At 68.4% G+C, this 22,683-nt stretch carries 23 protein-coding genes, 1 tRNA gene and 1 other RNA gene; 16 read left to right on the forward strand and 9 right to left on the reverse strand.

Translation table 11 applies throughout. The features are described 5' to 3' along the window. Positions 1-187 precede the first annotated feature (187 nt). Positions 188-901: a nitroreductase/quinone reductase family protein gene (locus ACZ5BU_RS27460; protein ID WP_465703306.1), complete on the forward strand. Its 714-nt coding sequence runs from the start codon at positions 188-190 to the stop codon at positions 899-901. On the opposite strand, the gene ACZ5BU_RS27465 is transcribed toward ACZ5BU_RS27460, so the two are convergent. The 3 genes from ACZ5BU_RS27465 to ACZ5BU_RS27475 are packed head-to-tail and all read right to left on the reverse strand — an operon-like array spanning position 896 to position 4,715. After that, the gene (locus ACZ5BU_RS27465) at positions 896-1,651 is read right to left on the reverse strand and encodes a class I SAM-dependent methyltransferase (protein ID WP_465703307.1); all 756 of its coding nucleotides are present in this window, start codon (positions 1,649-1,651) and stop codon (positions 896-898) included. The genes ACZ5BU_RS27460 and ACZ5BU_RS27465 overlap by 6 nt on opposite strands. A gap of 38 nt (positions 1,652-1,689) precedes the next feature. Then, on the reverse strand, positions 1,690-4,020 hold the full coding sequence (locus tag ACZ5BU_RS27470) for an FtsX-like permease family protein (RefSeq protein WP_465703308.1): 2,331 nt from the start codon (positions 4,018-4,020) through the stop codon (positions 1,690-1,692). Further along, positions 4,017-4,715, reverse strand: coding sequence for an ABC transporter ATP-binding protein (locus ACZ5BU_RS27475; RefSeq protein WP_465703309.1), 699 nt, complete (start codon positions 4,713-4,715; stop codon positions 4,017-4,019). Before ACZ5BU_RS27475 ends, ACZ5BU_RS27470 begins: the two co-directional genes overlap by 4 nt. Positions 4,716-4,857: 142 nt before the next feature. On the opposite strand from ACZ5BU_RS27475, the gene ACZ5BU_RS27480 reads away from it, so the two are divergent. Genes ACZ5BU_RS27480 through ACZ5BU_RS27495 form a run of 4 tightly spaced genes read left to right on the forward strand, consistent with a single transcriptional unit; the run spans position 4,858 to position 7,708 of the window. Continuing rightward, a complete protein-coding gene (locus ACZ5BU_RS27480; protein ID WP_465703310.1) occupies positions 4,858-5,634 on the forward strand; it encodes a sensor histidine kinase in 777 nt (258 codons plus the stop codon). Next, a complete protein-coding gene (locus ACZ5BU_RS27485; protein ID WP_465703311.1) occupies positions 5,631-6,278 on the forward strand; it encodes a response regulator in 648 nt (215 codons plus the stop codon). The genes ACZ5BU_RS27480 and ACZ5BU_RS27485 overlap by 4 nt, the downstream gene beginning before the upstream one ends. Positions 6,279-6,296: 18 nt before the next feature. Further along, positions 6,297-7,109, forward strand: a complete 813-nt coding sequence (locus ACZ5BU_RS27490; protein ID WP_465703312.1) for an aminoglycoside phosphotransferase family protein — start codon at positions 6,297-6,299, stop codon at positions 7,107-7,109. Between the two features lie 5 nt (positions 7,110-7,114). After that, entirely contained in the window at positions 7,115-7,708 is a 594-nt protein-coding gene (locus ACZ5BU_RS27495; protein WP_465703313.1) for a hypothetical protein, read from the forward strand. 43 nt (positions 7,709-7,751) lie between these two features. Here ACZ5BU_RS27495 and ACZ5BU_RS27500 read toward each other — a convergent pair. Next, positions 7,752-7,839: transfer RNA gene (locus tag ACZ5BU_RS27500), tRNA-Ser, on the reverse strand. A gap of 64 nt (positions 7,840-7,903) precedes the next feature. Here ACZ5BU_RS27500 and ACZ5BU_RS27505 point away from each other — a divergent pair. After that, positions 7,904-8,416, forward strand: a complete 513-nt coding sequence (locus tag ACZ5BU_RS27505; protein WP_465703314.1) for a GNAT family N-acetyltransferase — start codon at positions 7,904-7,906, stop codon at positions 8,414-8,416. Here the strand turns inward: ACZ5BU_RS27505 and ACZ5BU_RS27510 are convergent. After that, entirely contained in the window at positions 8,405-9,220 is an 816-nt protein-coding gene (locus tag ACZ5BU_RS27510) for a TIGR03620 family F420-dependent LLM class oxidoreductase (RefSeq protein ID WP_465703315.1), read from the reverse strand. The genes ACZ5BU_RS27505 and ACZ5BU_RS27510 overlap by 12 nt on opposite strands. A 230-nt stretch (positions 9,221-9,450) precedes the next feature. Between ACZ5BU_RS27510 and ffs the strand changes: the two genes are divergently transcribed. Together ffs and nadE are read left to right on the forward strand one after the other, a co-directional pair. Then, positions 9,451-9,547, forward strand: an RNA gene (ffs, locus tag ACZ5BU_RS27515) — signal recognition particle sRNA small type. A gap of 54 nt (positions 9,548-9,601) precedes the next feature. Next, positions 9,602-10,420 carry an ammonia-dependent NAD(+) synthetase gene (gene nadE / locus ACZ5BU_RS27520; RefSeq protein ID WP_465703316.1) on the forward strand — a complete coding sequence of 273 codons (819 nt, stop codon included), beginning with the start codon at positions 9,602-9,604 and terminating at the stop codon, positions 10,418-10,420. Between the two features lie 45 nt (positions 10,421-10,465). Here nadE and ACZ5BU_RS27525 read toward each other — a convergent pair whose 3' ends face one another. Both ACZ5BU_RS27525 and ACZ5BU_RS27530 read right to left on the reverse strand, forming a co-directional pair. Then, on the reverse strand, positions 10,466-10,870 hold the full coding sequence (locus tag ACZ5BU_RS27525; protein WP_465703317.1) for an SRPBCC family protein: 405 nt from the start codon (positions 10,868-10,870) through the stop codon (positions 10,466-10,468). Between the two features lie 2 nt (positions 10,871-10,872). After that, a complete protein-coding gene (locus tag ACZ5BU_RS27530; protein WP_465703318.1) occupies positions 10,873-11,349 on the reverse strand; it encodes a MarR family winged helix-turn-helix transcriptional regulator in 477 nt (158 codons plus the stop codon). A 153-nt stretch (positions 11,350-11,502) separates the two neighbouring features. Between ACZ5BU_RS27530 and ACZ5BU_RS27535 the strand changes: the two genes are divergently transcribed. Beyond that, the gene (locus ACZ5BU_RS27535; RefSeq protein WP_465703319.1) at positions 11,503-13,128 is read left to right on the forward strand and encodes a long-chain fatty acid--CoA ligase; all 1,626 of its coding nucleotides are present in this window, start codon (positions 11,503-11,505) and stop codon (positions 13,126-13,128) included. A 27-nt stretch (positions 13,129-13,155) separates the two neighbouring features. Here the strand turns inward: ACZ5BU_RS27535 and ACZ5BU_RS27540 are convergent, their stop codons facing one another. Continuing rightward, positions 13,156-13,971 (reverse strand): nucleotidyltransferase domain-containing protein, encoded by an 816-nt coding sequence (locus tag ACZ5BU_RS27540; protein ID WP_465703320.1) that lies wholly within the window; start codon positions 13,969-13,971, stop codon positions 13,156-13,158. 83 nt (positions 13,972-14,054) lie between these two features. Between ACZ5BU_RS27540 and ACZ5BU_RS27545 the strand changes: the two genes are divergently transcribed. The 7 genes from ACZ5BU_RS27545 (at position 14,055) to ACZ5BU_RS27575 (ending at position 21,312) form a co-directional block, all read left to right on the forward strand. Beyond that, positions 14,055-17,327 carry a DNA polymerase III subunit gamma and tau gene (locus tag ACZ5BU_RS27545; protein ID WP_465703321.1) on the forward strand — a complete coding sequence of 1,091 codons (3,273 nt, stop codon included), beginning with the start codon at positions 14,055-14,057 and terminating at the stop codon, positions 17,325-17,327. Positions 17,328-17,959: 632 nt separating this feature from the next. After that, on the forward strand, positions 17,960-18,484 hold the full coding sequence (locus ACZ5BU_RS27550; protein WP_465703322.1) for a YbaB/EbfC family nucleoid-associated protein: 525 nt from the start codon (positions 17,960-17,962) through the stop codon (positions 18,482-18,484). 1 nt (position 18,485) lies between these two features. Next, entirely contained in the window at positions 18,486-19,085 is a 600-nt protein-coding gene (gene recR / locus ACZ5BU_RS27555) for a recombination mediator RecR (protein ID WP_380190574.1), read from the forward strand. Beyond that, positions 19,078-19,722: a DUF5063 domain-containing protein gene (locus ACZ5BU_RS27560; protein WP_465703323.1), complete on the forward strand. Its 645-nt coding sequence runs from the start codon at positions 19,078-19,080 to the stop codon at positions 19,720-19,722. Before recR ends, ACZ5BU_RS27560 begins: the two co-directional genes overlap by 8 nt. A gap of 89 nt (positions 19,723-19,811) precedes the next feature. Beyond that, positions 19,812-20,324, forward strand: a complete 513-nt coding sequence (locus ACZ5BU_RS27565; RefSeq protein WP_465703324.1) for a hypothetical protein — start codon at positions 19,812-19,814, stop codon at positions 20,322-20,324. Positions 20,325-20,332: 8 nt separating this feature from the next. Then, positions 20,333-20,983 (forward strand): hypothetical protein, encoded by a 651-nt coding sequence (locus ACZ5BU_RS27570; protein WP_465703325.1) that lies wholly within the window; start codon positions 20,333-20,335, stop codon positions 20,981-20,983. Then, a complete protein-coding gene (locus tag ACZ5BU_RS27575) occupies positions 20,980-21,312 on the forward strand; it encodes a GNAT family N-acetyltransferase (RefSeq protein ID WP_465703326.1) in 333 nt (110 codons plus the stop codon). The genes ACZ5BU_RS27570 and ACZ5BU_RS27575 overlap by 4 nt, the downstream gene beginning before the upstream one ends. A 1-nt stretch (position 21,313) precedes the next feature. Here ACZ5BU_RS27575 and dinB read toward each other — a convergent pair whose 3' ends face one another. Then, positions 21,314-22,516: a DNA polymerase IV gene (gene dinB, locus ACZ5BU_RS27580; RefSeq protein ID WP_465703327.1), complete on the reverse strand. Its 1,203-nt coding sequence runs from the start codon at positions 22,514-22,516 to the stop codon at positions 21,314-21,316. Positions 22,517-22,683 lie beyond the last annotated feature (167 nt).

The raw sequence follows: 22,683 nt of genomic DNA on the forward strand, positions 1-22,683 counted from the left end.
GCCATTACCGAGTTGGGTCCCCGGCTGCGTTCTGAGCGCCGCGCGGGCGCCGCCCGCTCTCTCTGATGTCTGTTCCTTTCCACCACATCAGAGAGAGAAGCGAATCCTGAACGATTTCACTGCACGACTCATCGAGGAGTTCAAGGCGAACGCCGGCCAGGTCGGCGGGCCGTTCGAGAACTCCAGGTTGTTGCTCCTGACAACCACCGGCGCACGTACCGGTCAACCGCGGACGGCGATCCTCGGCTACTACCCGGACGGCGACCGCGTCCTCGTCGTCGGCTCGGCCGGCGGCAGCCCGAAACACCCCGCCTGGTACCACAACCTGCTCGCCGATCCCCGGGTCAGCGTCGACACCGGCCTGTTCAGCTACCCGGCAACGGCCGCCGTACTGCGGGGCGCCGAGCGCGACGAGGTCTTCGCCCGGCTGGTGGAGGCCGACGCCGGGTGGGGCAAGTACCAGGCCGGCGTGACCCGTACGATCCCGGTCGTCGCGCTGGTCCCGGGCGGACCACCCGGCGGGCAGAGCGGCTCGTTCGCCGAGGCACTGAAGAACATCCATGCGGCGTTCCGGCGGGAGCTGGCGCTGATCCGGCACGAGATCGTCGCGTCGGACGGAGGCCCGGGGCTGGGCGCTCAGCTCCGCATCAACTGCCTCACGCTCTGCCAGGGCCTGCACTACCACCACACCGGCGAGTCGACGATGCTCTTCCCTGGACTGGTCGAGCAGCACCCGGAGCTTACCGACGTAGTCGCCGTACTGCAGCAGGAGCACGACCAGATCGCCGTACTGCTGGACCAACTGAAACAAGAGATCTCACTTGAGCAGGTGGACGAGGTGATCGCTCAGCTCAACGTCCACCTGGACCGTGAGGAGGCAGCGCTACTGCCTTATCTATAAGGGTTTCTGAGCCAGCAGTGCGTAGGAGTTGGGTAGACGGCCTTCCCAGGCGGCGGCCCGGGTGTCGTCCTGCGGTCGCCAGAACGGCTCGGCATACTCCTCGAGGACCTTGAGGTGTAAGCCGGCCGTGGTGATCGCCGTGACGATCTGGCCGAGCGTCCACTGCCACTCCTGCGCGCCGTTGGCCGGGAACGTGTCGTTGATGTGGGACTCGGCGAAGTAGCTCCGGTCCGGGCGGATCCGGGGCTCGTCCGTGTCCCATGTCCACAGCGGTACGGCCGGGTGGGCCTCGTACACGAACAGATGCCCACCCGGCCGTACCACTCTCGCCACGTCCCGAGCCCAGGCGTCGATGTCCCGCATCCAGATCAGCGCACCCTTGCCCGTGTACACGAGATCCGCCGCAGCGTCCTTGACCGGTACGCCGGGCACTTCCGCCACGACGTACCGGCAGTCCACGCCCACGTCCCGAGCCCGCCGCTGCGCCGCCCCGGCCGCTACCGAGCTGTAGTCCACGCTGACAACCCGCCGCGCACCGGCCTTCACCAACCCGACGTCGTCCAGCCCATGCCCACTCTGCAGATGCACCACAAGCGGAGCGTCCGCCAACACAGCCGCCAACAACTCCCGCTCCCGCTGCACCAGCAACTCGTCCCCACGAGCCTCCTCGAGCAACTCGTCGTACTCCCGAACATGCTTGACAGAGGCCTTCTCCCAGACCACCCGATTACCCGCAACCACCTCATCCATCCCCCAAGTCAGCCCGACCCGAGCCCTTCAAGCAACTGTCATTCGTTGTGGAGGACTTGGGCGATGGTGGTGCGGGCTGCGGTGCGGGCGGGGAAGTAGGCGCCGGCGGCGGCGATCACGATGCCGGCCAGTACGAGTAGGGCGAGGAGGGTCACGGGGTAGACGTGGAGCGTGAAGTCGGGGAGTTCGACCTGGGCGCCGTTCGCCATCGCGGGCACTACGAGGCGGTGGGCGATGATGCCCAGCGGGATCCCCAGCAGACTTCCGAACGCGCCCAGTGCGGTCATCGACGTGACGACCATCGCGGTGACCTGCGCCGGCGTCATACCGATCGACTTCAGCATGCCCAGGTCGCGGCGGCGTTCACGGGTGTTGAGTACGACGGTGTTGAACACACCGAGCGCCGCAACGGTCCCGAGCATCAGCGTGAGCAGTACTACGGTCGCGATGACGATTGCGACGAAGGTGCCGGATTCCTGTCCGCGCGTCTCGATCAGCCCTGGGTCCTTTGCCTGCACGGCCGCGACGAAGGCGTCCAGGTTCGTACCAGGCTTGACGTTGATCTCGTACAGATTGGCCCGCAAAGTCGGAGCGATCAGCTTCAGTGTGTCCCAGTTCGACAGCAGCTCGTCGCCCGAGTTGTAGAGCGCCTTGCCGACGATCCGCACCGGAACGGTCTTGCCCTGCGACTGCAGCGTGATCGTGTCCCCGATCGCGAGTCCGCGCTGGCGCAGGAACCGCTCGGACACCACCACCTGCCCGGGGCCGTCGAACCAGTGCCCGTCGAGGAGCCGGAAGCCCACCTGTTCGACGTTCCCGCGATAGAACGACATCCGGAGGTCCGTCTGCGTCCCGGCCAGCCGCATCCCGAGGTCGGTGCTCGGCGTCACCGACACCGTTCCGGGAATCGACCGCAGCAGGGCCTCGTCCGCCGTATCGCTCAGCTTGGCGGCCGGCGGCGCGCCCGAACCAGCAGGAGCCGGACCGCCGAAGGCCTGCGGGGCGAACATCGACAGGTCAACGGCATCGACCCGGCTGGCGGCGGTCTGGTACGTCGTCAGCGACTTACCGAGCCCGACCGCGAGCGTCACGCTCGTGACACCGAGTACGACGGCCGCCAGCGTCAACGCCGTACGCCCTGGCCGTGCGAACGGAAGGCCTAGCCCCAGGCTCATCGACCGCGGCAACCGAGTACCGCCGAGCCAACGCTGCGCCCCCAGCCCGCGCCCTGCCCGCGGCGCACTGCCGGCACTGATCGCCTGCGCCGCGGACAGACTCCTGGCTCGCAACGACGGCAGGAGAGCGGCCAGTGCGACCAACGCCGGAACACCGACCGCCGTCGCCACATCCACCCAGATCGGTACTGTGTCGCCCTTCGCTCCGTAGTTCTCGAACGCCTTTGTCAGCAGGGATTCCGCGAGCACATTGCCGAGTACGACGCCGACCACACACCCGGCGATCGCGGGGATCGAGATCATCGCCAGGTAGACCGCCATCACCTGGGCGGGGCTGAACCCAAGAGCCTTCAGTACGCCGATGTGCTTGAAGCCGGCCACCACGGCACCACTGACCACGTTCGCCACGATCAGTACAGCCACAGCGAGCCCTAGCCAGCCGAACACCATCAAGAACGGTACAAACGTGTTCGGCTCACCACTGACGAGTGCCCGCAAGCCCAGGTAGGACTGTGTGCCCACCAGCGCACCGGAGGGCAGACCAGCTGTTACCGCGCGCTGCCCTGCAGACACCTGCTCGTTGGTAGCGGCGTGGGTGAAGCGATAGAGCATCTGCGTCGAGGTTGGCTTGAGCGAAAGCATCTGCTCAGGGGTGACCCAAGCGTCGGCGGACTGACTCACGCTGTACGCGAACCCGACAACGGTCAGCCTCTCGCCGCCGGGTGCCTGGATGGTCGATCCGAGTGTCGTCTCTCCGCGCCCACCGGGGTCGGTAGGGTTCCGGTTGAGCACGATCTCGCCCGGCTTCTGCGCCCAGCGCCCCTTCCACACGTTGAGCCGGTCGACCGGTCCGTTCGGATCCGCGCGGCCCACTGTGAGCAGGGAATCCGAATCGCCCTTGGGGTTCATACCGAGGTCGAGCGTTGTCAGCGCAAAGGGCCCGGCGGTGGCTTCAGCAGCTGATGCGTTGGTTGTCAGCTGGCTGTCGCTGACCTTGCTCCGGTCGTACGTCGCAACGAGGTGCGCGCCTCGCTGTTGGCTGTACGCCCGGTCGAACGGACCGCTCGACGCAGCCAGCAGGCCGAGCGCGACCACGATCATCGTTGTGGAGAGCAGTACGACGACCCCGATGACCACGGTCTGCACCCGACGCCGCCGTACGGCTGCTCGGGCAACCAGCCAGACCGCGCTCACCTCGTACGCTCCAGGCTGCGCTCGTCGGCGATCTGCCCGTCGACGAAGTCGATGACCCGGCTCGCGCAGCGTGTTGCGAGCTGCTGGTCGTGCGTCACCAGCAGGAGCGTCTGGCCGATCTGATTGAGGTCCAGCAACAGGTCCATCACCTGCTCACCGGCACGGGAGTCGAGCGCGCCCGTGGGTTCGTCGGCGAGCAGGATGGCCGGGCGGTTCATCAGTGCGCGGGCAACTGCGACGCGTTGACGTTCACCACCGCTCAGCTGCGCCGGGTAGGTGTTACGGCGTCCTGTGATGCCCAGCTCCTCGAACAGCTCGAGCGCACGCTTCCGTGCGGGGGCGGCCGACGTACCGGTGAGCTGTGCCGCCAAGGCGACGTTGTCGAGAGCGGACAGGTCGTCCAAGAGGTTGAAGAACTGGAAGATCATCCCGATCCGCCGGCGCCGGAACAGCGCGAGCCCCTTCTCGTTCAGCGTGCCCAGGTCGTCACCGTGGACGACTACGGATCCGGCCGTCGGCCGGTCGAGTCCGGCGATCATGCTGAGCAGCGTGGACTTGCCGCTGCCGGACGGTCCCATGACGGCGACCGCCTCGCCGGCCTTGATCTCCATCGAGACCCCGTCGAGCGCTACCGATTCGCCGTACTCCTTGCGTACCGCGGTGAGCTGTACGACTGCCTGTCCGTTCTCCGTCATGCTCCTCACGCTAGGGGTGTCAGGCTGGCCCTGGCGTCACCCTGCCGGGCGAATGTCCGGCGGCTCTCATCCTGGAGATGTACGGCGTGCACCTGGCGGTTGATGCGGCCTTTGGGTGGCGTTTGGGACAGTGGATCTCGTGATGTGGTTCCTCGTTGCGCTGCCGACCGTGGTCGCGGCTGTGCTCGCGTACGCGTACGTCCGAGCGCGGCGGGCACACACGCGAGCTCTGGAGGAGCGCGGATGGCTGCTGGAACGTGAACGCGAGACAGCCGCCCAGAGCGCTGTCGACGCGGAACGGGCACGCATAGCCCACGACCTGCACGACATCGTGAGCCACAACGTCAGCGTGATGGTCATCCAGACCGGCGCGGCCCGGCAGGTGCTGGCTACGTCTCTTGAAGAGGTAGAGGCAGCCCTGCTCGCAGTCGAGGCGGCAGGTCGCGACACCATGGCTGAGCTGCGGCACCTCCTTGGAGTGCTCGCTCCTAAGGGCGATGGGGACGTACTCTCCCCACAGCCGAGCCTGACGCGTTTGAGCGAGCTGATCGACCGTATGGCGTTTGCCGGCCTGGCAGTCGACGTACGGATCTCCGGCGACCCGTGCGCGCTTCCGACCGGCGTGGACGTCACGGCGTACCGCATCATCCAAGAGGCGCTGACCAACGCCCTGCGACACGGGGACGGTGTTAAGGCCGAAGTGACGGTTCGCTACGCGCAGCACGCCCTACGCGTGGAGGTACTCAACAGCGGCCCCAGTGTGCTGACAGGTGGCCGGCCAGCCGCGCCGGAGGGGGACGGGCGAGGCCTGCTTGGCCTCAAGCAACGAGTAGCCGTGTACGGCGGCCAGTTCGACGCCCGGCGCCGCCTCGGCGGAGGCTTCCGCGTCCGCGCCAAGCTCCCGCTGGAGCGCCCATGACTCGCGTGGTGATCGCCGACGACCAGGCCCTGGTACGGACCGGCTTCCGGATGATCCTCACCGCCCGCGGTATCGAGGTGGTCGGCGAGGCAGCGGACGGTGCCGAAGCAGTCGACGCCGTACGACGCCTGCATCCCGACGTCGTCCTGATGGACATCCGCATGCCCACCATGGACGGCCTGGAGGCCACGCGCCGCATAGTCGCCACCCCGACCGAGTGCCGAGTCCTGATCCTGACGACCTTCGACCTCGACCAGTACGTCTACGCGGCCCTGGCAGCCGGCGCCAGCGGCTTCCTCCTGAAAGACGTCACCCCAGAACACCTGGCGGCTGCAGTACGCCTGGTCACCACCGGAGACGCCCTACTGGCCCCCTCCATAACCCGCCGCCTGGTAGAACGCTTCGCCACCCCTCAGCCGACCCTCCACCGAGACCTCTCCACCCTCACCCCCAGAGAGCTGGAAGTCTTGACCTTCATGGGCCAAGGCCTCTCCAACGCCGAAATAGCCACCGCCCTGACCCTCAGCGAAGCCACAGTCAAAACCCACGCCGCCCGAATCTTCGCCAAACTAACCCTCCGCGACCGCACCCAAGCCGTAGTCCTCGCCTACGAAACCGGCCTAATAACCCCCGGCGACCACTGACCAGAGGTAACCTCGGCCATGAGGGAAGACCTACTCGCCTGGGCCGCCGCCATGATCGGCCGCATTCTCGAAGTCCATCCGCTCCACGACGACCAAGGCCCCTGGCGCCTCGTCACCCGCGACCGATCCGTCGTACTGCGCGCACCAACCCCTCGTGTAGGCCCGGCCATGATCGCCACCGGCGCCACAGCCTTGCAGGTAGCCGAGCGCCACCACCTGCCCGCGCCCCGGCTCATCGACGCGGACTTGTCCGGCGACTACGCCGGCATACCCGCCTCCCTGGAAACCGTCGTCCCCGGCACCACTACCTGGCCCGCCGCCACCCGCGAAACCATGCAAACCGCCTGCGATGCCCTGAGCCGTCTCCACAGCATCGAGATGGACCCGCAGGAACACCTCCCGTTCCGCCCACGCCCCATAGCCGTGGACGACTTCGCCAGGGACCGTCGAACAGGCCGCATGCCCACCACCCCACTCCTGCAAGAGGCAGACGACCTGATCCGTGCCCACGGCCAACCCCCAGAGCCCACCGTCTTCCTCCACGGCGACGTCTGGCCCGGCAACCTCATCTGGTCCACCAACGCCATCATCACCCCGATCGACTGGAAGACAGCCGGCGTAGGCGCCCCCGGAATAGACCTCTCCGAACTCCGCAAACAGATAGCCATAACCTTCACCCCCGAAGCCCTGACCAACTGGCACCAAGACTTCCCCAACACCGCCTACTGGGACGCCGTAGCCGCCCTGAACACCCCCACAACCCTCTACTCGCCCACAGCAACCACCCGCCGCGACACGTTCCTCCGCCGAGCCCTGACAGCGCTAGCGTGAGCCGGGTGACCGCTCTCGAAGGAGCCCGCCTCGGCGCGGCCGCCGCACAACGCCTGGCCGACAACGGACTCTACGACTTCGAACCAGGCCTGACCGACGCCGAGTTCGAACAGATCGAGGACATGTACGGCTTCGAGTTCGCCGACGACCACCGAGCCTTCCTGGCAGCCGGACTCCCGATCAACAACCCGCCGACGGAAGGCCAAACCTGGTCCAGGCCCTGGCCCGAATGGCGCACCGACGACCCGGACACCCTCCGCCAACAACTCAACTGGCCCATCGAAGGCATCCTGTTCGACGTCGAACACAACAACTTCTGGCACCCCACCTGGGACAACCGCCCAACCGAGACGCCCACCGCACTGGCCGTAGCCCGCCGCCACCTGGCCGACGTACCAACCCTCGTCCCCGTCTACGCCCACCGCTACCTACCCGCCGGCCGACACACCTCCGGCCACCCGATCCTCTCGATCTGGCAAACCGACATCATCTACTACGGCGAGAACCTCCCCGACTACATCAACCGCGAGTTCAACAACACCCACAGCGACGCGTGGACCCCCGAAGCAACAGTCCCCTTCTGGCGAGACCTCCTCTAACGCCAAAAGCCCGGCCGCCAACCAGCGAACCGGGCCTCCGAAGTGGCGGAGGATACGAGATTCGAACTCGTGAGGGGTTGCCCCCAACACGCTTTCCAAGCGTGCGCCCTAGGCCTCTAGGCGAATCCTCCAAGCGGAGAGGATACCGGGCGGCGGTGGGGAATCTGAAATCGGGGCAGGGGCTAAGGTCGGGTGGTGGCTGAGTTGGGGTTGCGGGTGATCGGGCCTGCGGACGTGGATGCGGTGCAGGAACTGATCGAGGCGGATCCGGGGTACACCGAGCGGATCACGGGGTATCCGCCGGGGGCGGCGGACGCGCAGAGTTTGTTGATGATGCGGCCGGAGGGGTTGGCTGAGGAGGCCAAGGTCGTGCTGGGGGCGTTCGACGGGGAGCAGCTCGTGGCTGTCGTCGACCTGCTCAGGGGGTTTCCGAAGGACGGTACGGCGTTCATCGGGCTGCTCCAGGTCCACGCTGGGCACCAGGGGCGTGGGTACGGCGGTACGACGTACGGCCTGGTGCAGGCGTACGTCGAGAGCTCCTGGCCTGACGTACGGACCATGCGGCTGGCTGTTGTCGACACCAACGCGGAGGTCGCTGAGGGGTTCTGGGAGCGGCAGGGCTTCAAGGCGACCGGTGAGGCGCGCCCGTACCGGTACGACAAGCTGGAGTCGACCGCACGCCTCTACGAGAAGCAGCTACCCGAGTAGTACCGGCGTCAGCGCACGCCACTGTTCTATTGGCTGTGGCCCAGTCACCCCGGTGATGACGTTCACTGCGACGTGGTCGGCGCCGGCGTCGAGATGTTCGGTCAGCTTAGCTTTGATGTCGGCGGGGCGGCCCCACGCGGCCAGTGCGTCGACCATGCGGTCCGGTAGCTCGGTCAGATCGTTCTGGTTGAACCCCTGGCGCTGCAGCGAAGCGACGTACGAAGGGATCGTCGTGAAGAAGCTGATGGTGTCCCTGGCGATCGCACGTGCTCTCTCGGCGTCCGTCTCGAGTACTACTAGGTGGCTGACGGCGAGGAGCTTGTCCGGACCGAGGACCTTCCGCGCCTCGGCGGAGTACGCCGCACTCGTCAAGAACGGGTACGCCCCGGCAGTACGCTCCGCCGCGAGCTCCAGCATCCGCGGGCCGAGTGCAGCGAGCACCCGGCGCTCTACCGGTACGTCGAGCTCGTCCAGGTAGCTCTTGAGCGTGGCGATCGGCCTAGCGCCGTGAGCACCGCCCAGACCGACCGTGAACCGACCCGGCGCAGCCTTCTCCAGAGCGGCGTACGTCGTACTCACCTCGGCCGCGCTGTACTTCACCACGGCGAGAATCCCGCTCACGAACTTGATGGCCGACGTAGCACCGACAAGGTCGCTGATGGTTTGCAGACCGGGCAGCGGCCCACCGGACAGCCAGATCACCGGCCACCCCAGCTCCTCAGCTGCCCGCGCCGCCGCAAGCGAGTCCGCGCTGCTGGTCAGCCCTGTCGTGATCCCGAAGCGCCCAAATTGATGATCCGTCACTCTTCAAGCTTGAACCGCCACCGGCAGATCCGCATCAGTGTTCGCTCAGAGCGAGCGCGGTACGTCGTACACGGCCGGCCCGGCGCCTGTGGAATCGAAGCCCGTCCCAGCCGGCGACCAGCGCGTGCAGCGCTCCGCCGAGTCGACCTCCAGCGCCTACCCCAGTGCGGTCATGAGCCGAGGGTAGGAGTCCGATTCCCGGTTGGCGAGGCACATCCCGTACACTCTGTGCTGGTTCCCCGCGTGGCGGTATCTCGCCCAATCCCCCCAGGGCCGGAAGGCAGCAAGGGTAAGTGAGCTCTTCCGGGTGCGCGGGGAATCCTCATGTTCAGGTCGTGGCCACGACCTAGGCTTGGTGCTCCCAGATCGAAGAGGAGCCTGATGAACCCCGAGAGCCGTTACCTGCAGGAGCTGATCATCGCCGAGCTCGGCGTGCCTGCGGCGTTCGACGTGGACAGCGAGATCGACCGCCGGGTCGATTTCCTGGCCCACTGTCTCCGCCGGAGCCGCGCGACGGCGTACGTACTCGGGATCAGCGGCGGGGTCGACTCCGCCACGGCCGGTCGGCTGTGCCAGCTCGCCGTGGAGCGGGTCCGGGCGGAGGGTGGTCAGGCGACGTTCGTCGCGATGCGGCTGCCGTACGGCGTGCAGGCGGACGAGGAGGACGCCCAGCGCGCACTCGAGTTCATCAAGCCCGACGAGGCGCTGACCGTCGACGTGAAGCCGGCCACCGACGCCATGGTCGAGTCGGTCCGGCACGCCGGGCTCGGCGACCGCGAGGACTTCCACGTCGGCAACATCAAGGCCCGCCAGCGGATGGTCGCGCAGTACGTCGTGGCCGGCGCGCGCGGCGGTCTCGTGGTCGGCACGGACCACGCCGCCGAGGCGGTGATGGGCTTCTTCACCAAGTACGGCGACGGCGCCTGCGACCTGACGCCGCTGTCCGGACTGAGCAAGCGGCGCGTCCGCGCGGTCGGCGAGCGGCTCGGCGCCGGGCCGGAGATCACCGGGAAGGTACCGACCGCGGACCTGGAGACGAACAACCCGGGCGTACCGGACGAGGCGGTACTCGGCGTGACGTACGACGAGATCGACGACTTCCTCGAAGGACACGAGGTCGACGAGAAGGCGGCGAGCACGATCATCGCGACGCATCGCCGTACCGTGCACAAGCGGGCGGTCCCGCTCGCCTTCAGCTGAGGAAATCGCACACCAGCGCGCATCCGGCTGTTCCGCGAGCAGAGGTCAGGCGGTGTGCGCCAGCTGCAGCTGACGTACGCGGTTCGCGAGCCGGGCCAGCCGGATGGTCGCGATGTTCCGGTACGCCGGGCGGAGGACTGTCGCGAGCGGCCCGGACTGCTCGAACGTGTGGGTGACGCGGCTGTCCGCGCCGATGGTCCACGTGCCGACCTCACGGAAGCCAGGGACCTGCCAGACGATCTCGACGCGGTCTGCCTCGACGACCGTGTACTGCAGCTCGCCGGAGAAGCCGGGACGTACGCGGAGGGCGTAGCGGGTCCCCGGATTGGTCTCGCGCGGGCCGTCGATGGCGAGGAACGCCTCGTTCCACTCCGGCAGGCGTAGGGCGTCCAGCAGCACCTGCCGGATCGCCGCCTGGCCGGCGTGGATGGTCTCAGTGGCCTTTTCCATGACTAGTTCTCCTGGTGGGCGAGTGCGGGACCCCGGCGCCGGGCCAGCGCGGCCCCAGTAGGAAAGGCGTCGGCGAGCGAGCGAAGGGTGCTGATGGTCTCGTCCAGCGCCTGGCCGGCGAGAATGTCGTGCAGGGTGCGGTGCAACCGGTTCTCCGCGGTCACGATGCGGCGGTGCAGCGCGCGGCCTTGCGCGGTCAGGCTGAGCGTCAGGTAGCGCCGGTCGACCTGGTCGATACCGCGTTTCACCAGCCCCTGGGCGACCAGGCGATCGACGAGGCGGCTCGGGCTGTTGCCGGTCTCGCAGACGAGCAGACCGCCGAGCGCGTTCAGCGTCATCGGGCCGTGGTCGCGAAGGACGCGCAGAACCTCTGCCTGCGAAGGCGTGATGCCCAGCGGGCGCAACTCGGCGGCGAGCAGCCGATTGCCCTCGCGCTGGATCGCCAGCACGAGATAGCGAAACTCCTCGACAACCTTCATGCCAGATATGTTACACGACACGTATGTCGTGTCATCTATCTGGCGCGAAATATCTTCGGTTGTTGTTGCCTGCGGCTCCAGTTCCGGACGGGTTCCGGAGAAAGTCCGGTCGAGGTCATGGTCAAGGTGCAGCGCGGCTGGCACAGTGGCTTCATGAAGGGTCTGATGCAGAACTACCAGCTCTCGCTGGACACGATCTTCCGCCGGGCCGAGCAGTTCTACCCGGACAAGACCGTCCATACCGGCGGTCCGGCGCCGACCACGTTGACGTACGGCGAGTGGGCCGATCGGACCAGACACCTGGGCGGGGTGCTGGACACGCTCGGGATCAGCGCCGACGGCCGGGTCGCGACGTTCGCGTGGAACTCCGGCCGCCACCTCGAGCTGTACTTCGCCGCGCCCTGCACCGGCCGGGTGCTGCACACCCTCAACATCAGACTCTTCCCGGACCAGGTCGTGTACATCGCGAACCATGCCGAGGACGAGGTCGTCTTCGTCGACCGGTCGCTGCTCGGTCTGTTCCTGCCGCTGCTCGAGCGGCTCCCGGAGGTGCGGCATGTCGTGGTGATGGACGACCTGCCACCGGGTGCCCCGGGGGTCGAGGTCCCGGACGACCCGCGGTTCCACGACTACGAGGAGTTGCTGGCCGCGGCGTCACCGGTGGAGTTCCACGTCGCGGACGAGAACCAGGCCGCCGCGATGTGTTACACGAGCGGTACGACGGGAAACCCGAAGGGCGTCGTCTACTCCCATCGGTCCACCTGGCTGCACTCCATCGGGGTGCTGACCAACGCCGGGATCGGGCTGGCCGAGACCGACACCGTGATGCCGGTCGTGCCGATGTTCCATGCAAACGCGTGGGGCCTTGCGCACGCGGCTCCGATGGCCGGCGCGTCGCTGGTGTTCCCGGGGCCGGACATGAGTCCTCAGGGGATCCTCAAACTGCTGGTGGAGCAGGAGGTCACGCTGTCGGCCGGCGTACCGACGATCTGGCAGGGGTTGTTGCCGCTGCTGGACGGGGTCGAGTTGCCGAAGCTGCGGCGGATCCCGTGCGGTGGTTCGGCCGTGCCGGAGGCGCTGTCGGAGGCGTTCCGGAAGAAGCTCGGCCGGCCGATCCTGCAGGCATGGGGGATGACTGAGACGAGCCCGGTGGCGACCGCGTCCCACGTCCCGTCGCGCAACACGGATCTTCCCGAGGAGGAGCAGGCGCATCTGCGCGCACGCGCGGGTCTGCCGCTGCCCGGGGTCGAGGTGCGGATCGTCGAGCCTGGTTCGACCACGCCGCTGCCGTGGGACGACGAGGCGACGGGCGAGTTGCAGGTCCGCGGCCCGTGGATCGCCGCGGAGTACTACCAGCCCGACGACGGTGCGCAGCTGAACACCGAGGACGGCTGGATGAAGACGGGGGACGTCGCCGCGATCGACCAGTACGGTTCGGTCCGGATCGTTGACCGGACCAAGGACCTGGTGAAGTCCGGCGGCGAGTGGATCAGCTCCGTCGAGCTCGAGAATCTGTTGATGGCCCACCCGGCGGTCAAGGAGGCCGCAGTCATCGGCGTACCGCACCCGAAGTGGGACGAGCGCCCACTGGCGTGTGTCGTGCTTCAGGAAGGGTCGACCGTGACGGGCGAGGAGATCCTCGATTACCTACGCCCACAGGTCGCGAAGTGGTGGCTACCGGACGCGGTCGAGTTCATCGAGGAGGTGCCGAAGACGTCGGTCGGGAAGTTCTCCAAGAAGGACCTGCGAACTCGGTTCGCCAACTACCACCTGCAATAGGTTTGTTGCCATCGGCACCTTCACGGATCAGGAGAAGTCGACGCCGAAATGATTGCGGAGGTGTAGCAGGGTCGCGTCGACGAACTCGGCCGGCCAGGGATTGTCGGTGAGCTTGGCCAAGGCGGTGCCGCGGGTGATGAACTGGCGGCAGATGTACTGGTTGGCCGCGATGATGTCCGACGGGTCGGTGCCGGCCGCGGGGACAGCTTCGAGCGCGGCGCGCTGCTCGTCGGACAGCAGCGCGTTGAGGCGCTTGGCTCCGCCGGTCCGGCGTACGCCGCGTTCGGCGAGCATCAGTGCCACGAGCTGGTCGCGTACGGCGCCGACACCCTGGTTGCCGACGATCCGCTCGTCGCGCCCGAGCACCGTGACGAGATTGCCGAGGAAGTAGAAGAACAGCCGCACGTCGACCGCGGGCCAGTACGGTTCCCCGGGTCGGTCGCCCGTCGGTGCGATGTCGCCGTCCGGAAACAGCGTCCCGTCCCGGTCGAACAGCACCCGTACTCCGTCGTACTGGAACCGGTCGAAAGCCGCGAGCGGATGTGCGACGAGATCGACATGGAGCCAGTCGGCGGTGATCCCCAGCCCGCCGATCAGCCCAGGTACCCGGTCGGTGAGAACGGTCGGCCCGGTGATCTTGCGCAGCACGTCGTCCCAGTACTGCTCGAACCAGTCGATGCTGTCGTCCGTGACGACAAGGTGTACGTCGACGTCGCTGAAGCGGTCCGCCTGCCCGGTGCCGTAGCTGCCGATCAGGTAGACCGCGAGGATCCGCTCGTCCGCGGGCAGCAGGTCCCGGGCACGCACGATGACTTCCTGTTGCCGATCGTCCCCAGTCGTCATCGGGCCAGCGTAGGGCGCTGGCGAGCCGTGGCTCGGCGCGGGCGTGGACGGGAACTGTCGCCGGGCAGCGCTAGGGTTGCGGCGTGGAAGCGCCCCTTGCCTTGTATCGCCGGTATCGCCCGGAAACCTTCGCGGAGGTGATCGGGCAGGAACACGTCACCGCGCCGCTGCGGAACGCGTTGAGTAACAACCGGGTCAATCACGCCTACCTGTTCTCCGGCCCGCGCGGCTGCGGAAAGACCACCAGTGCGCGGATCCTCGCCCGGGCGATCAACTGTGAGAAAGGCCCGATCGCCGAGCCGTGCGGGGTGTGCAAGTCCTGCACCGACCTCGCCCGCGGCGGGCCCGGCAGCATCGATGTGATCGAGATCGACGCCGCGTCCCACGGTGGTGTCGACGACGCCCGTGACCTGCGCGAGCGGGCGTTCTTCGCGCCGGTCGAGAGCCGCTACAAGATCTACATCATCGACGAGGCGCACATGGTGACCACGCAGGGCTTCAACGCCCTGCTGAAGCTGGTCGAGGAGCCGCCGCCGCACCTCAAGTTCATCTTCGCCACCACCGAGCCTGACAAGGTGATCGGGACGATCCGGTCCCGGACGCACCACTACCCGTTCCGGCTGGTGCCGCCGAAGGTGCTCGCCGACTACATGGCGACCCTGTGCGAGTCGGAAGGTGTCGCGATCGAGCCGGCTGCTCTCCCGCTCGTCGTACGCGCCGGCGCCGGGTCCGTACGTGACTCCCTGAGCGTGCTCGACCAGCTGATCGGCGGCGCCGGGCCGGAGGGCGTGACGTACGCGCTGGCCGTTGCGCTGCTCGGGTTCACGCCGGATTCGCTGCTCGACGCGTGCGTGGACGGGTTCGCGGCGCACGACAGCGCCGCGGTGTTCGAGACGGTCGAGAAGGTCATCGAGACCGGCCAGGACCCGAAGCGCTTCGCGGAGGACCTGCTACGGCGGCTGCGGGATCTCGTCGTACTGTCCGCCGTACCGACTGCCATTACCTCCGGCCTGATCGAGGCCGCCGAGGACCAGGGCGAACGCCTCCAGACCCAGGCCGCCGGAATCGGCCCCGCTGAGCTGACCCGGGCCGCGGACATCGTCGCCGCCGGGCTCCTGGAGATGCGCGGCGCCACAGCTCCGCGATTGCAGCTCGAGCTCATCTGCGCCAAGGTCCTGCTGCCCGGCGCCGACGACTCCACCAACGGCATCCAGGCCCGCCTCGACCGCATCGAACGCCGCCTGACGATCGGAGCCCCCGCCGGCCCGCCGGAAGCAACAGGACCCGGTACGTCCTACGCACAGCCGGAAGCCCCCGGAGCGACCGACTCCGCTACGAGCCGAGCCGCGGCCCGAGCAGCCGCAAGCTCTGGCGCGCGGACGGCGCCAGGTCAGGCCGACCCGGCCGCCGCAGAGCGCGCCTCGGACAACGACGGCGCTGGTGTTGATGGATCGGGTGCTGACGGACCGGGTGTTGCGGGCTCGGGTGTTGCTACGTCGGGTGTTGCGGGCTCGGCTGGCGCCGCGGCATCAGGTGGTGGTGGACAAGCGAGCGATCGGTCGGACCGTGGTGCGGCCGGTCCGGCGTTCGTGGACGGAGCGGACGGCGCCGCACCTCGTGGTGACCTGGACGGGGCCGAGGCGAGCCGCGGGTCGGGTGACGCGCCGTCTGCTGATGCGGCGAGCGGTTCGTCGAGTGCTGGAAGCGGTCCAGTCGCCGCTGGCGGAGCGAGCGGACAACCCCCGGTTGGTGGGTCTGCGGCAGGTGCTCCGGCGGGCAGCGGCTCGGCTGGTGGGCCCGGGGTAGGCGCTCCGGCGTTGAGTGGCTCGGTTGGTGGGCCTGGGGCAGGCGGTCCGGCGGGGAGTGGCTCGGCTGGTGGGCGTACGGGCGCTTGGGGAGATGAGCCTGCGCACACCGAGTCTGGAGTTGGCGGCGGTGGGAGTTCGGCTCCTGGAGCGACTGCCGCTCAGGCGTCCTCGGCCGTCACCCCTTCGGTCGCAGCTACTCCGGCCGGCGGCGCGGCACCGAGTGGTGGGACCGTTGGTCTCGCGGATATTCGGCGGTTGTGGCCTGAGGTGTTGGAGGCTGTCAAGGCCAAGCGACGGTTTGCCTGGATCATGCTGAGCCAGAACGCCCAGGTCATCGCGATCGACGAAGAGACGCTGACTCTCGGTCTGGTGAACGCGGGGGCTCGGGAGAGCTTCGCGCGTTCCGGCAGTGACGAGATTCTGCGCCAGGCGATGATCGACACGATCGGCGTCAACCGACGCGTCGAAGCAGTCGTCGACCCGTCAACCGACCCCGGCGCCGGAGGCGGATCCAGCAGCGGCCCCGGCGGCCGTCCGGGCCCGCAGTCCGGCAGCCCACAGGCGAGCGGTCCCCAGGCGAGTGGTCCGCAGGCGGGTGGTCCGCAGGCGGGTGGTCCCGGCGGCGCAAGCTTCGCCGGCCCAGCAGCAGGTCAAGGTGTCCCTGGGGCAGGAGCCGCCGGAGCAGCGGGTGCCAGCGGCCCCGGGACAGGTGGTCCCGGTGCAGGCGGTCCTGGTGCAGGCGGTCCCGGAGCAGCCGGTGCCAGCGGATCCGGTGCCAGCGGATCCGGGACAGGTGGTTCTGGTGCGGGCGGTCCCGGTATGAGCGGGTCCGGCATCAGTGAAGCAGGTGCGGGTGGTCCTGGCGGCGGTGTGGCTGGCGTTGGCGGGACGGGCTCTGGCGGACCCGGTGGTGCTGGAGCTGGGCTCGATGGTGCGGGTAGTGCTGCAGCGGGTGCCGCGGGTGCCGCGGGTGCCGCGGGTGGCGCGGGTGGCGTGAGCGCTGGCGGGCCGAGTGGCGCAGGCCCGTCTGGGCCGGGGGGATCGGCTGGTGGGTCGGTCGGTGGTGGAGTTGCTGGTGGCGCCCAACTGGGTGCCGCGAGGTCTGACCAGTCCGGGGTTTCTGGGGCCGGGGCTGGGACGGCAGGTGCAGCCAGGGCGGCAGGTGCTGATGCCGGAGGCGCAGTTGCTTTGCAGGAGCCGCCGGACTCTGAGTACGACGTACCGCCCGAGGATCCCTGGGATGACGGGCCGGTCGGGCCTTCGCCCCAGCGAGCGGCTCAGCAGGGTGGGCAGGCCGGGCGGCAGGGGGCGGATCGGCGGGAGCAGGCAGCTAGCAAGCGGCGGGCGGCTGAGGCGGCTGTGGCTGCTGAGCAGGCTCGGCAGGCGGTGGCCGCGGCTTCGGCGGTGCCTGAGGTACGGCTGACGCCCGAGGAGGAGGCGGACGCGATCGGGGAGGATGACGTGGTCCTCGAAGATGACTCCCGCTCGCACACCGATCTGCTCCGCGAGACGCTCGGCGCCCAGATCATCATGGAAGAACCCAACTGAGCTCGCTCGCACTGGACAAAGCTCGTCGGCGCAGTGCTCGGGTTGCTCGGGACCGGACTGGGCTCGGTCTGGGCTGCGGTGGGTTGCCCGGGACTGCGATCGGCTCGCTCCGCGCTCGGTAGAGGTCGCGTGGGCGCTGCGGTGGGGTCGCTGCGGGCTGGACTGGGCTACTCGGCTCTGGGGTTGCAACTCGCGCCCGTGGGGTTCTCTGCGGGGGTGCAGGTCGTGGCGCGGCTGAGGCACGCATACCGACGGACAGCTCCGACGTGTGCAGGTGCTGCTGGTTGACGTGGCTGCTTGGGGCGTGGGCTGGGGTTGGTTCGCAGCGGTGGGGTGGGGCCGGGGTAGGGGCGGCTGGGGGTGGGAATGGGGGCGGCTGGGGTGGTTGGGGCTGGGGTGGGTGGTCGCCAACAGGGTTGTCCACAGGGTGGGGTCTGGGTGTGACGGTGGGTGTGCACGTGGTTCACAGGGTTGTGGATGGAGTTGTCCACAGGGTTGTGGATAAGTTTGGGGAGACTGGGTGGTTTCCGGGGGTGGGTGGGGTTGTCGGGGGGACCGGCTAGTGTTGAGGCTCCGGCTTTGGGTGTGTCTGATGCCGGCGTCAAGGTAGCGGTTCGGGCGAGGAGATCGCGGTGTTCGACGGTGGCGGTGCTGGGGGCTTCGACATGTCCAACCTGCTCGCGCAGGCGCAGGCCATGCAGAACCAGTTGATGGAGGCTCAGGCCAACCTCGAGGAGCAGGAGATCGAGGGGTCGGCCGGTGGTGGTCTGGTGACCGCGCTGGTGTCCGGTACGGGTGAGCTGCTCAGCCTGGACATCAAGAAAGAGGCTGTGGACCCGGACGACGTCGAGACGCTGGCCGACCTGATCGTCGCCGCGGTGCGGGACGCCTCGGAGAACGCCAAGCAGGCTGCCGCCGCGGCGATGGGCCCGCTCGCCGGTGGGCTCGGTGGGGCCTTCGGCGACGGCGGGATCCCCGGGTTCGGGGGCGGTGCGCCGGCCGGCTTCGGGCTGCCGAGCGCGATCCCGTCTGCTGTCGAATCCGGTGACGACGAGCCAGGTACGTCGAACGGCGGCAATTCGGACGCGGACAATCGTGGTGTCGGGTTTGTGAACCCGGGGAGCGGGGCCGGCGAAGCCGGTCAGAACCCGGGCTGACGTGTACGAGGGGGCCGTTCAGGACCTGATCGACGAGCTGGGGCGATTGCCGGGCGTGGGTCCGAAGTCGGCGCAGCGGATCGCGTTCTACCTGCTCGCCGCGGACGAGACCGACGTACGGCGGTTGGCGCATGTGCTCGTGCAGGTCAAGGAGAAGGTCAAGTTCTGCGAGATCTGCGGCAATGTCGCGGAGGAGGTGCAGTGCCGGATCTGCCGGGACCCGCGCCGCGACCTGAGCCTGATCTGTGTGGTCGAAGAGGCCAAGGACGTGGTGGCGATCGAGCGCACCCGCGAGTTCCGTGGCCGGTACCACGTGCTCGGCGGGGCGATCTCGCCGATCGAGGGCGTCGGGCCGGACGAGCTGCGGATCAAGGAGCTGATGCAGCGGCTGGCCAGCGGAGAGGTGACGGAGATCATCCTGGCCACCGACCCGAACCTCGAGGGTGAGGCGACCGCGACGTACCTGAGCCGTCTGCTCCGGCCCATGGGCTTGCGCGTCACCCGATTGGCTAGTGGACTTCCTGTAGGCGGTGACCTCGAGTACGCCGACGAGGTCACACTCGGACGGGCGTTTGAAGGGCGACGATCGATCGATGACTGAACCAACCGATATTGCAGAGCGCGCGCTGGCCACGGACTCCGAGGACCTGGAGGAGTTCGCCGAACAGATCGCCGACCAGGTCCGGAGCTTCCTGATCTCGGTACGCGACATCGCCGCGCAGCCGGACGAGGACGGGGTCGACGAGGGCCTCGCCTCGCTGCCGTACCTGCTGCTCGAGGTCAGCCAGTTGCTGCTGGCCGGCGGCCGGCTCGGTGCGTTCGAGGACTTCGTACCGGAGGAGCGCTTCGAGAGCGACGCCGGCCCGGACCCGGATCTGGACGCGATGCGGGACCGGCTCGCGGTGCTGTTCGAGGGCCTGGACGAGTACGCCGAGGTCTTCGACCCGTACGCCGCGCCGCCGGAGATCACCGTCAACCGGCTGTCCGACGACCTGACCGCGATCGCGACCGACCTCGTGCACGGCCTCGCGCACTACGAGGACGGCCGGGTCGTCGAGGCGCTGTGGTGGTGGCAGTTCTCGTACGTCTCCACCTGGGGTGCGGCCGCGAGCGCCGTACTGCGGGCCATCCAGTCGCTGATCGCCCACGACCGCCTCGAACCGGCGCACGACGCCGAGACCGAAGCCACCGACCGCGAGCTGGTCGAGGTCGCGGAAGAGGTCGTTCAGCGCCGCTGACGAGGTTATCCACAGCTTGCTCCTGACCGCCCCGCGCGGGGGTCCGCCGCCCATAGGGTGGGGGCTCGACGACGGTCAGGAGGCCTGCTGTGGAGGAGCAGACGTACGCGAAATTCAGCGCGTCACGCGTGCGCTCGGCGATCGCTGCGCCGATCGCGACGGTGCTGGCGGTGGGACTGGTGCCTCGCGATTTCGACTTCAGCGAGTACCCGGCGCTGACCGTGATCCTCGACCTGGTGTTCCTGTTGTGTTTGTACGTCGCCGTGCGGACCTGGATTGTGGTGTTCCGCGGCCCGTTCAATCTCCGGCTGGCTGCGGGCGGGATGACGATGCGGCGTGGCTGCCGTGAGATGACCCTGCCGTGGGCCGAGGTGTCTCTGGTCCGGATCGTCTGGAAGTCGAAGATCCCGTGGGTCGTGGTGTGGCTGGACGAGGCGGTGCCGGCCGACCAGGTGCCGGTCCGGCCGGAGCGGGACGGCAGCTACCGGGTGTTGCCGATCGGGCGCGGGCGGACGGTGCGGAGGCGGATGAAGCAGGCCACCCGGTTCCGCGCCGAGATCATGGGATACGGCGGGCGCTACATCGACGTGAAGTGGGGTTGAATGGCGGCATGTCTGTCCTCGAACTCGTGCGGCGGTTGCCGGGGCCTGATGTCGTACGGCGGGTGAGTCGGGCGCTTGCGGTGCTCGATGTCGTGCTGAACGAGGATGCGAGCACCCGCTACTTCGACTTCGATGCGCGGTGGTCCGCGACCGAGGAAGCTGCGTTGATGCGGGACGGGTCCGGTGGTGAGTACTCGATCGTGTTCTCGCCGGCCGGGGTATTCGCGTACGGGTTCGACCACGAGTCGCCGATGTCGCCGTACGTCAACGGGATGAAGCCTTGGCCGGGGTTGCTCGACGGTATCCCGGAGGCGTTTCACGAGCAGCGGGACGACAAGGCCTTCAACCAGGACGGTACGCCGCGCGCCACGGTGTGTTTCTGGCGTACGACGGACGACGACGGCTGGCGTTGCGGTCCGGTGGAGAACGCGCAGACAGACGGTGCCGACCAGTTGTTCGAGCTGCTCGCGGACCCTCGGCCGGAGGCGTACCTGACGTTTGCGGAGGAGTACTACGAGGTTGCGCTGGACCTCGAGCCGATCCGGTACGTGTACGCGTTGATGCCGTTGACGGAGTACGTCGTGACGTCGCTGAATCGCGGACGCCGGCTGAGTGATCTCAAGGAGAGCATCGCCGAGATCGGGTACCCGCGATCGTGAGAGTGCGAGCCGCAGGCACCGCGGACGAGGCCGCGGTCAACGGGATCCTGGAGAACGTCGGGGCGAGGCAGATCGTGGTCCACGGTACGACGTACGACGCGGCGACCCTCCCGGCCCTGGTAGCGGAGCAGGACGGTCAACTCGTCGGCCTGTTGACCTACAACCTGCGCGACGACGAACGCGAGGTTGTGAGCCTCCACGCCGTCGTCCGGCAGCGGGGTGTCGGAGCGCCCTGCTCGACGCGGCGCGGGAGCTCAAGCCCTCGATCCCGCGGACCGGCGACTACGGGATCCCGCTGCACGACGAGCTGGAGCTCGAGCTCCGGATGAACTAGTCCGGCAGCATCGGCATCTCCAGGCCGGGCTTCTTGCCGAGGAGGACGCCGCGGGTGATGGCGTTGGTGCCGAACCTGTCCTTCACCAGGTCGAGGGCGGTGTCGAGTTCATTGTTCGCGGCTTTGTCGAAGGGGAGCGCGAGTTGCAGGGCGGCCTCGTTCTCCAGGTTGCCGACCGAGATGCCGATCATGGTCAGGCCCTGGGTGCTGATCAGCGGTTGCGCGGCCCGGAGCAGGGCTCGTGCGGTGATCAGCACCGCGCGCGTCTGATCTGTTGCCTGCGGCAACGTGTGGGAGCGGGTTGCGCGGGTGAAGTCGTCGAAGCGGAGGCGCAACGTGACCGTCCGGCCGGAGCGACCGGCGGAGCGCATCCGGCGGGTCACCCGGTCGACCAGGCCGGCGAGAATCGCGTCCAGGGTCGCCGGCGACTTCGGCGAACGGCCGAGAGCGCGCTGCGAGCCGATCGAGCGGCGGCGCCGGCCGACCTCGATCGGGCGTGGGTCGCGGTTGTGGGCGAGGGCGTGCAGGTGCCGGCCGGAGGCTCGGCCGAGCATCGCGACCAGGGCCGCCTCGGGCAGCATCGCGACGTCGCCGACCTTGGTCAGACCGCGGCTGCGGAGCTTCTCCGCGGTCACCTCGCCGACGCCCCACAGTCGCGAAACGTCCAACGGGTGCAGGAAGTCCAGCTCACCGTCCGGTGCTACCTCGAGCAGCCCGTCCGGCTTCGCGACGCCGCTGGCCACCTTCGCCAGGAACTTCGTCCGCGCCACCCCGACGGTGATCGGCAGCCCGACCCGGGACATCACCTCGGCGCGCAACCGTGCCGCGATCTCGACCGGCGTACCGCGGATCTTCCGCAGGCCGCCGACGTCGAGGAACGCCTCGTCGATCGACAGGCCCTCGACCAGCGGCGTGGTGTCCTCGAACACCTTGAACACCGCCTTGCTGGCCTCGGAGTACGCCGACATCCGCGGCTCGACGACGATCGCGCCGGGGCAGCGGCGGAGCGCCTGCCCGCCGTTCATCGCCGTCCGCACGCCGTACGCCTTGGCCTCGTAGCTGCAGGCGAGCACGACGCCGGCGCCGACGATCACCGGGCGGCCGCGCAGGCGCGGGTCGTCACGCTGCTCGACCGACGCGTAGAACGCGTCCAGATCGGCATGCAGGATCGTCGCCGCGCCACCTGGGGACACGAACATATGTTCGCATACAAAGCCGACAATTCGGCGTGCGAGCCCCGCGTCGAAGGGACAACGAAGAAAGGAGGGGGGCGTGCGAGCCCCGCGTCGAAAGGAAACAAAAGAAAAGGAGGGGAGGGGGAGGTGGGAGATAGGGAGAATTCCTGAGGCGTCCGACATCGATGTCA

The organism is Kribbella sp. NPDC031520 (assembly GCF_055580825.1).